This window comes from Streptomyces sp. NPDC085944 (assembly GCF_040686295.1).
In the GTDB taxonomy this organism is placed as follows: domain Bacteria; phylum Actinomycetota; class Actinomycetes; order Streptomycetales; family Streptomycetaceae; genus Streptomyces; species Streptomyces salinarius.
In genome coordinates, this window is record NZ_JBFBJX010000002.1 from 534,612 (window position 1) to 540,819 (window position 6,208).

Below are 6,208 nucleotides of genomic sequence, written 5' to 3' on the forward strand. Positions count from 1 at the left end.
CTGACGTCTCAGACCGCCTGGGTGCGGCGCACACACGCGGCGACGACCTCCCGCAGGCTGCCCGTGCGCGCCAGCAGTTCCCGCTGCACCCGCGCGCCGTTGCCGTGCCGCAGCAGGGCGTCGACACCCTCGCGCACCCGGTCGAGGTCGCCCGAGGACGCGAGGGCCTCCCTGGTGTGCTCCAGCAGCGCCCGGACGACCCTCTCCGCGGGCATCCGCCGCATCGTCGCGGGGTGCAGCAGCTCGCTCGTCAGCCCGGACCGGGCGGCCCGCCAGGCCGCGAGGCGGAGCAGGCTCACACTGACGTCGGCCGGTTCGGCACCCTCGCGCCACTCCCGGGCGGCCGTGTCGACCAGCGCGCGGACGAGCGCGGCCAGCACGACGGCCGTCGAGGCGTCCAGGCACACGTCCGCGACCCGGAACTCGACCGTCGGGTACCGCGGGGAGAGCCGGACGTCGAAATAGACCATCCCGTCGTCGAGGATCGTCCCGGTGGCGAGCATGTCCGCGACCCGCCGGTGGTAGCGCTCCGCCGAGCCGAACAGCTCCGTGGGACCGGCCGACGGCCAGCGCTGCCAGACCCGGCTGCGATAGCTGCTGTAGGAGGAGTCCCGGCCCTGCCAGAACGGCGAGTTGGCGCTCAGCGCGGCCAGCACCGGCAGCCAGGGCCGCACCCGGTCGATCACCGCGACGCCCTCGTCGCCGGACTCGACCGAGACGTGCACGTGGCAGCCCAGGACCAGCTGCTCGTGGACCACGACGCCGTACTGCTCGGCCATCCACTCGTAGCGCCGGTTCACGCCGATGGAGGGCGTCACCGGCAGCGGCGACGTGGCGAGCGCGGCGACGGCGCACCCGATCCCCCCGGCGTGCCGCCCGGCCTCCTCACGGCAGCGGACGATCTCCGCGTGCAGCCGCTCCATGTCCGCCTGCGGATGCGTGGCGAACTCGAGCATCTGCTCGTGCAACTCCTTCTCGAACACATCCTGCTCGGCGTCGTCCAGCGAGGCCCGGGCGAGCACGGGGGCGGACAGCGCCCGCGGCTCCCCGGTCGCGGGATCGACCAGGAGGAGTTCCTCCTCCACTCCGACGGTGCGCAACGTGATGCCGCCTTTCCGAGGGCCGGTGCCATCGGCCGACTGCCCCGTGCAGCCGGTCGGACACCTGGTCGCCTCACCCGGCGTACGGCATCAGCCACACCGTCGCCAGCGGAGGCAGCGTGATCCGGATGTTCCCGTCCTCCGGTTTGACCGGGTCCGGGTTGGCCACTCCGCTGCCGCCGTACTCCTCGGCGTCGGTGTTGAGCACCTCCTGCCAGGCCACCGCCTCGTCGCCGACGGCGAGCCCGTACTCGTGCCGGACGACGGGGGAGAAGTTCGACACCGCCAGCAGCGGCGTGCCGTCGGCGGAGTACCGCAGGAACGCGAAGACGTTGTCCTCGGCCGCGTCCACCGCGACCCACCGGAAACCGGACGGGTCGGTGTCGCGCTGCCACAGCGCGGGAGTGCGCGCGTAGCGGGTGTTCAGCTCGCGGACCAGGTCCCGCACCCCGCGGTGGTCGCCCGCCGAGTGGTACCCCTCGTCCAGGAGCCACCACTCGGGCCCCTGCTTCTCCGACCACTCGGCGCCCTGCGCGAACTCCTGCCCCATGAACAGCAGCTGCTTGCCCGGGTGCGCCCACATGAAGCCCAGGTACGCGCGCACGGTCGCGCGCCGCTGCCACCAGTCGCCGGGCATCTTCGACACCAGCGCCTGCTTGCCGTGCACCACCTCGTCGTGCGAGATGGGCAGCACGTAGTTCTCGCTGTAGGCGTACACCATCGAGAACGTCATCTCGTGGTGGTGGTACGTGCGGTGCACCGGCTCGTGGGCGACGTACTCCAGCGAGTCGTGCATCCACCCCATGTTCCACTTCAGGCCGAAGCCCAGCCCGCCCGTGTCGGTCGGCCGGGTCACCCCGCCCCACGCGGTGGACTCCTCCGCGATGGTCACCACGCCGGGGCAGCGCCGGTACACGGTGGCGTTCATCTCCTGGAGGAAGGCCATCGCGGCCAGGTCCTCCCGGCCGCCGTACTGGTTGGGCTCCCACTGGCCGGAGTCGCGGGAGTAGTCCAGGTAGAGCATCGAGGCGACCGCGTCCACGCGCAGCCCGTCGATGTGGAACTCCTCGCACCAGTACACGGCGTTCGCCACGAGGAAGTTGCGCACCTCGGTCCGCGCGAAGTCGAAGGTGTACGTCGCCCAGTCCGGGTGGGTCGCCCGCCGGTCGTCCCCGGGCTCGTACAGCGGGTCCCCGTCGAAGCGGGCCAGCGCCCAGTCGTCCTTCGGGAAGTGCGCCGGCACCCAGTCCATGATCACGCCGAGTCCGGCCCGGTGCAGCGCGTCCACCAGGTACCGGAAGTCGTCGGGGGAGCCCAGGCGGGCGGTCGGCGCGTAGAAGCCGGTGACCTGGTAGCCCCAGGACGGTCCGTAGGGGTGCTCGGCGACCGGCATCAGCTCGACGTGCGTGAAGCCCAGGTCCTTCACGTACGCCGGCAGCTCCTCGGCCAGCTCGCGGTAGGTCAGCCCCGGCCGCCAGGACGGCAGGTGCACCTCGTACACGGAGAACGGCGCCTCGTGCACCGGCGTGTCGGAGCGGGTCCGCATCCACTCGGCGTCGCCCCACTCGTAGCGCGAGGCGGTCACCACGGACGCGGTGTTCGGCGGCTCCTCGGCGGCGCGGGCCATCGGGTCGGCCTTGAGGAACCGGTGCCCGTAGCGGGAGTGGATCTCGAACTTGTACCGGGTGCCCTCGCCGACGCCCGGCAGGAACAGCTCCCACACGCCGGACGAACCCAGCGAGCGCATCGGGAACGCGGTGCCGTCCCAGTGCGTGAAGTCGGCGGCGACCCGCACGCCCTCGGCGTTCGGCGCCCACACCGTGAACCGGGTGCCGGCGACCCCCTCGTGGGTCATCGGCTCGGCGCCCAGCGCCCGCCACAGCTGCTCGTGCCGGCCCTCACTGATCAGGTGCAGGTCCAGCTCGCCGAGGGCGGGCAGGAAGCGGTAGGGGTCGTGCGTCTCCTGCGGCTCACCGTCCTCGTACGCGACCACCAGCGTGTACGCCGGGACGGCGGCCAGTTGCAGGACGGCGGAGAACAGGCCGTCCCCCTCCGACCCGAGGGCGTGGCACTCGCCGTCCACGACCACACCCACCTCGCGGGCGAAGGGGCGCAGCGCGCGGAAGGCGACGCCGCCGGGCACCGGGTGGGCGCCGAGCAGGGCGTGCGGGTCGTGGTGGGCGCCCGCCAGCAGGCGAGCGCGGTCGGTGGGGTCCAGGGGCGGCGCGGTCGCGCACGCACCGGGTGCGTGCGGGGCCGGGGCTGACGGCTCGGGGATCGAGGTGTCGCGGAGGGCCACGGGTCAGTCTCCTCTCACGGCGAGTCGTTCGATCGCCGCCATGGGTACGGGAAGCCAGTCGGGGCGGTGCCGCGCCTCGTACAGCACCTCGTACACGGCGCGGTCCGTCTCGTAGGCGCGCAGCAGGCCGTGCTTCTTGCGGGGGTCCCATCCGGCGCGGGCGGCGTAGCCCGCGCAGAACGCCTCCCGGCAGCGGCGCGCCCACTCGGGGCGCCACGGGCGGCGCTGCCGGGCGGCGTAGTCGAAGGAACGCAGCATGCCCGCGATGTCGCGGACGGGGGAGTGGGCGCTGCGCCGTTCGGCGAGCGGACGGGACGGTTCGCCCTCGAAGTCGATGACGAACCAGTCGCGGCCGGCCCGCAGCACCTGCCCCAGGTGCAGGTCGCCGTGGATGCGCTGGGCGGGCGGACCCGAGTCGCAGGTGGACAGCGCCGCGAAGGCCGCCCGCAGCCCCGGGACGAAGGGCTGCAGCGCGGGCACGCAGTGCGCGGCCGCGGTGAGGCGCTCGGTCATCGCCGCCGCCGTGCGGCCGTTCTCGCCGGGGGCGCCGACCGGGAAGGCGGAGGCGAGCGCCAGGTGGACGTCGCCCATCGCCCGCCCCAGCTCGTGGGCCTGCACGGTGAACTCGTCCCCGGCGGCGAGCGCGTTCAGGGCCAGGGTCCAGCCGTCGGAGGCACCGGGCAGGAACGGCTGCAGCACGCCCAGCGTCGCCCCGTACGGATGGGTCGTGCGCATCCACGCCACCGGCGCGGGGACCCGGCCGCAGCCCTGCCGGGCCAGCGCGTCCGGCACCTCCAGGTCGGGGTTGACGCCGGGCTGGACGCGCCGGAAGAGCTTCAGGATGAACTCGTCGCCGTAGATCAGCGAGGAGTTGGACTGCTCGGCGTCCAGCAGTCGCGGCGCCAGCCCGCCGGACACCGGGCGCGCGGGGTCGGCCTCGAAGCGCAGCGGACCCGCCTTGCCGGGATGCCGGAGCCGTTCCAGGAGCAGCTGCGCGGTGCGCGGGTCGTGCAGCGCGTCGTAGACCGTCCGCCCGGCCAGTGGACCGTCCTGCACCTGCCCGATGATCGCCCGGCCCAGGCGCGGCGAAGGCTGCTCGCGCACGCCGAGCAGCAGCTGGTAGCAGTCCCCGGCCGGGGGAGTGCCGCCGGGAGAGGGCACGGAACCCTGCCCGGTGTGCACCAGGAGGTGCAGACAGCCGGGGAACAGCTCGGTCATCGACAGCAGACCCAGCTCGGCCACGGGCCGGTCCTTGCCCGCGAACCAGCGCTGGCGCGGCAGCCACTGGCGCAGCAACTCGCCGAGCGACTCCATCGGCTCGGCGAGCTGCCCACGTCTGGGGCGCAGGGGTGCGGTCTTCGGCATGGTGACGCGTCCTTTCCTCGGCCCACGCTCAAGCGCGGCGGCCGATGCGGGATGCGACTCGGGTGAGCCGGAACCAGTAGAAGCCGTGGCCCCCGAGGGTCAGCAGGTACGGCAGTTCACCGATGGCGGGGAAGCGGACCCCGCCGAACAGCTCGACCGGATGGCGTCCCGCGAACTCGCGCAGGTCGAGCTCGGTGGGCTGGGCGAACCGCGCGAAGTTGTTCACGCACAGCACCAGGTCGTCCTCGTACTCGCGCAGGAAGGCCAGGACCGCCGGGTTGGACGAGGGCAGCTCGGTGTAGGTGCCGAGGCCGAAGGCGGGGTTCTGCTTGCGGATCTCGATCATGCGCCGGGTCCAGTGCAGCAGGGAGGACGGCGAGGCCATGGACGCCTCGACGTTGGTCACCTGGTAGCCGTAGACGGGGTCCATGATCGTGGGCAGGTAGAGGCGCCCCGGGTCGCAGGTCGAGAAGCCGGCGTTGCGGTCCGGGGTCCACTGCATGGGGGTGCGCACGGCGTCGCGGTCGCCGAGCCAGATGTTGTCGCCCATGCCGATCTCGTCGCCGTAGTAGAGGATCGGTGATCCCGGGAGGGCGAGCAGCAGCGCGGTGAACAGCTCGATCTGGTCGCGGTCGTTGTCCAGCAGGGTGGCGAGCCGGCGTCGGATGCCGATGTTGGCGCGCATCCGCGGGTCCTTGGCGTACTCCGCGTACATGTAGTCGCGCTCTTCGTCGGTGACCATTTCCAGGGTCAGCTCGTCGTGGTTGCGCAGGAAGATGCCCCACTGGCAGCCGGACGGGATGGCCGGGGTCTTGGCGAGGATTTCCGAGACCGGGTAGCGGGACTCCCTTCTGACCGCCATGAAGATGCGCGGCATCACGGGGAAGTGGAACGCCATGTGGCACTCGTCGCCGCCGGTGGCGTAGTCGCCGAAGTAGTCGACGACGTCCTCCGGCCACTGGTTGGCCTCCGCCAGCAGCACGGTGTCCGGGTACAGCGCGTCGATCTCCCGGCGGACCCGCTTGAGGAACGCGTGACTGGCGGGCAGGTTCTCGCAGTTGGTGCCCTCTTCGGCGTACAGATAGGGCACGGCGTCGAGACGGTAGCCGTCCACCCCCAGATCCAGCCAGAACTTCAGGGCGGCCAGCATCTCCTCCTGGACGGCCGGGTTCTCGTAGTTGAGGTCCGGCTGGTGGGAGAAGAAGCGGTGCCAGTAGTACTGGCCGCGCACCGGGTCGTAGGTCCAGTTGGACGCCTCGGTGTCGACGAAGATGATCCGGGCGTCGGCGTAGCGGGTGTCGTCGTCGGCCCAGACGTAGTAGTCGCCGTAGGGGCCGTCGGGGTTCTTGCGGGACTCCTGGAACCACGGGTGCTGGTCGCTGGTGTGGTTCATGACGAAGTCGATGATCACGCGCATGCCGCGCTGGTGCGCCGCGTCCACGAA

At 72.2% G+C, this 6,208-nt stretch carries 4 protein-coding genes; all 4 read right to left on the reverse strand.

The genetic code is table 11. The features are described 5' to 3' along the window. Positions 1–8: 8 nt before the first annotated feature. Positions 9–1,100, reverse strand: coding sequence for a glutamate--cysteine ligase (locus tag AB0P07_RS06235; protein WP_365545814.1), 1,092 nt, complete (start codon positions 1,098–1,100; stop codon positions 9–11). 73 nt (positions 1,101–1,173) lie between these two features. Continuing rightward, entirely contained in the window at positions 1,174–3,399 is a 2,226-nt protein-coding gene (gene glgB, locus AB0P07_RS06240) for a 1,4-alpha-glucan branching enzyme (protein WP_365545817.1), read from the reverse strand. Between the two features lie 3 nt (positions 3,400–3,402). Next, positions 3,403–4,764, reverse strand: a complete 1,362-nt coding sequence (locus AB0P07_RS06245) for a maltokinase (protein WP_365545820.1) — start codon at positions 4,762–4,764, stop codon at positions 3,403–3,405. 28 nt (positions 4,765–4,792) lie between these two features. Further along, positions 4,793–6,208: maltose alpha-D-glucosyltransferase (gene treS, locus AB0P07_RS06250; RefSeq protein WP_365545822.1), on the reverse strand; the 1,416-nt coding region annotated here is incomplete at its 5' end.